Source organism: Simplicispira lacusdiani, from assembly GCF_003604195.1.
In the GTDB taxonomy this organism is placed as follows: domain Bacteria; phylum Pseudomonadota; class Gammaproteobacteria; order Burkholderiales; family Burkholderiaceae_C; genus Simplicispira; species Simplicispira lacusdiani.
The window spans coordinates 1-3,146 of sequence record NZ_QXGR01000024.1; the positions used below are offsets into that span (position 1 = coordinate 1).

Sequence of the window (3,146 nt, forward strand, 5' to 3'; positions counted from 1 at the left end):
CCTATTTTTGTATGTAATTCTTTATTTCTCTCTCTCAACTCCGCATTAATCTGATGAGATGCTTTTAAATTGTTAGACAAGCCCTCTACTTGCAGGTGTAATTTTTTATTTTCTTCCACCAAATCTGTACTTTGCAAACGTTCATAATCCCTTTTGACCATATAGGCAGCGTTCACCATTTTTTGTACTCTTTTCAATTCGTTCGTTCCAATAATCCAATTCCCAGTGTTTTTGGTTATCGTTTCTGTTTTAAATAATCCTTTTTTCACAACCTCTGTTTTTTTCTCTTTCCCTTTTGCATTGATTTTGATTTCTTGTGGTAATTGTTCACTGAGATCTAAAAGCTTTTTCTTTTTACTTTCAAATTCTTTATCTAAAGATTGGATTTTTCTCTCCAAGTCTTTTTCTTTTATCTTTATTTCCGCATCCATCGCCTTTTTTTGTTTCTCTATTTCTAGAGAATGCTTTTTTAAATCCTTAACGGTATCAACACCAATCGTTTTATCATTTAAAATTCCATCTTTGTAGATGTGTGGTATTTCCTTTTTCAAAAATGTATCTAAATCTTGGTGGAATGTCTTTAAATCTTTTCTTGTTAAAACCTCTTTGGCTGAAACTTTTTCCCGTTGTTTTTTCTCGTCCCAAACAACAGGCATAAAAGCAAAATGCATATGAGGTGTTGTTTCGTCCTTATGTACGTTAGCGGACAATACATTTTTTTCACCGCCATAACGATTCGCTAAAAACTCATAGGTTTTTTCAAAAAATTCACGTTGTTCTTTTTCTGAAGTCCCCTTCAAGTTTTCTGGTAACGTAACAACCCAATCACTACAAACTTTTACATCTTTCCGATTCAAACAATGTACTTCACGTAATCGATCATTCATGCGGGAAAGTGTATCTCCTTCTTTTTCGCATAAATCATAATTTAAATTTGACCGCTCATTATCAATCTCTTGATTCGAATGATTTTCTGTTTTTCTGTCCCAATGAATCGATAATCCTTGTACGCTGCCTTTTGTATATTTTTCTACATGAGCCACAAGTAAGCCCCCCTTTTGGTAATCAGCATAGCACGAAGATTGAGAGAATCCAATAATTTGGTCTAGCACGTTATACCAAATTTCATTTGGACGTGCTCTGCGAGGCTCGTTGGCTTCGCCAAACCATGCCTTGCATGGCAAAAAAACCTCGGACTTTGTCCGAACCTACAAGGGGAACTCTTCCCCTTGACCCCATCAATCGAACTCCCCAACCCCTCAATCCTTGAGGGACTCCCTCGCCGGTTGGCAGGCCAAAACGTTTGACGTTTTGACAGGCCAAGAGGGTGAAGAATCAATTGCACGTGTCAATTCCTTAATGCTCCTTTCATGGATCAGCACAAACCGCTGACCCCTTCCAGTCCGCTTACCATTGACACTTACCGCTAATTTTTCCTTTTCCAACAATCGCTTTGCAAATTACTCCAAACATATGTGTTTCCTATTCGAATGAATATAAGAGTAAAGTACATAATAAATATGAAATATACCTTCAACCTTCAACTGTTACCCCTAAAAAGAACCCTATCCAACATTAGGGTTCTTTTTTCATACCAAGCCAAAAATAAAAAAGGCTTATCCAGTTATATACACATTTTTGTCCCCTGCATACACTACTTATGTACAACTGCCTACTTGATAAATTGCCATACAACAGAGTGATTGAAAGGGGATTTTATGAATTATTCATTTAATAAATCTGATAAATTAATCCCTTTTAAAAAGAACTACGGGTGTTCAAAAACAGCCTGTAGGGACCCTTGTAGTTCAATACCAATAAAAAAGTCAAAATCCTATATAGTGGATTTTGACTTTTTTATTGGTATCCCCCTTGTTTTTGGGTGTGAGTGCTGGCTGGGGGTTTGGGGGCTAGCCCCCAGGAACTTAACGTAATTTTATATGGCATTAGTGAAATTCTTGAACGATAGATCAAGGCGGTTCGGCAGGTACAATTGCTAGTCCAAGTCGTGCAACTTAAATCCTCGTTTTTGGTATGTTCGGCTTGGCGACATGCTCACACCTGCCGAATTTCACTATGCAATAGCAAAAGAGTGGAGATTTTTTGAGTGGTTTTCTCAAAAAATACTACTCGACTATTGCATTGTGGAAAGCCCTCTAAAAAAAATGAAAAAAGAATATATTTAAGGCGATATTTATCGCCTTAAATATATAGAAAAGAGTAAGCAGGGGGTAAAAAGTAGATTTTAAGCTGATATATAGCTATTGAAGGGCATTTTCTTTGGTCTAATTTTTTATACTTTTTGGTCTAATTTTTTATACCTTTTGGTCTATTTTTTTTTGACCTTTTGGTCTAATTATGATAAAATGGAAATATAAAAATATAGGAGAAAGGTGATAATATGCCAAAACAAAAAACTGAAAACGAAATAATATATAACGGTAAAAGTCGATGGAGAAACCTAGATACAGGTGAAATAATAGAAACTGATGAAGTCATAAAGAAAACTCCTAGAAATGGTTTTATGATCACATATTTAACTGCAATCGTTCAATTAATAGATAGTTTAGGTAATAAAAAAATGCAAGTTGTAAAATACATATTAGAAAACATGGACAAATCAACAAATACGTTAATTATAACTACAAGAGAATTGACCGAAAAAAGCAAGGTATCTAGACAAACTGTAATAGACACATTAAAAACACTGGAGCAAGCCCAAATAATTACTAGAAGAACTGGAGCAATAATGATACATCCAAGCCTTGTTCATCGTGGTAAAGATACAAAAGAGAAATACTTACTTGCTAGATTCGAAGATTTTAATAATAATAAGGCTCCAATTAATGCAGTTGAATAAACCGCCCAAGAATTGATTCTAAGGCGGTTTTACCTTTCCATATCATATCCTCGTTGTTTAGTCATTTCGTTTTTATGTTCACGCTCAAAGTAATCCTCTACTTCCCTTCCAACTAGTTCATTCTTAACAAGCCCTCTAAACGTTTTAAATTGCTCTTTAAAGACTTTTTTCGTTTGTTGATATAAAACCTTTACGTTTATCTTCAAATCGTTTATATGAGCTTGTAACGAGCCTATTTTTGTAGGTAAGTCTTTATTTCTCTCTCTAATCGGAAGCGCGTCGGGGA

The 3,146-nt window shown here is 35.1% G+C and carries 3 protein-coding genes; 1 reads left to right on the top strand and 2 read right to left on the bottom strand.

Going from position 1 to position 3,146, the window contains the following annotated elements; genetic code table 11:
* Positions 1-1,112, bottom strand: a 1,112-nt coding sequence (gene mobV / locus D8S75_RS17170) for a MobV family relaxase (RefSeq protein ID WP_232829094.1), incomplete at its 3' end; no start/stop codon positions are given.
* Between the two features lie 1,289 nt (positions 1,113-2,401).
* On the opposite strand from mobV, the gene D8S75_RS17190 reads away from it, so the two are divergent.
* On the top strand, positions 2,402-2,860 hold the full coding sequence (locus D8S75_RS17190; protein ID WP_001125937.1) for a replication/maintenance protein RepL: 459 nt from the start codon (positions 2,402-2,404) through the stop codon (positions 2,858-2,860).
* A 29-nt stretch (positions 2,861-2,889) separates the two neighbouring features.
* Here D8S75_RS17190 and D8S75_RS17195 read toward each other — a convergent pair.
* Positions 2,890-3,146 (bottom strand): hypothetical protein (locus D8S75_RS17195; RefSeq protein WP_442475918.1); only part of this gene is annotated, 257 nt, incomplete at its 5' end.

Excerpts from the sequence above, each read along its gene's own strand:
- D8S75_RS17190 (WP_001125937.1), top strand. The coding sequence starts at position 2,402 with ATGCCAAAACAAAAAACTGAAAACGAAATAATATATAACGGTAAAAGT.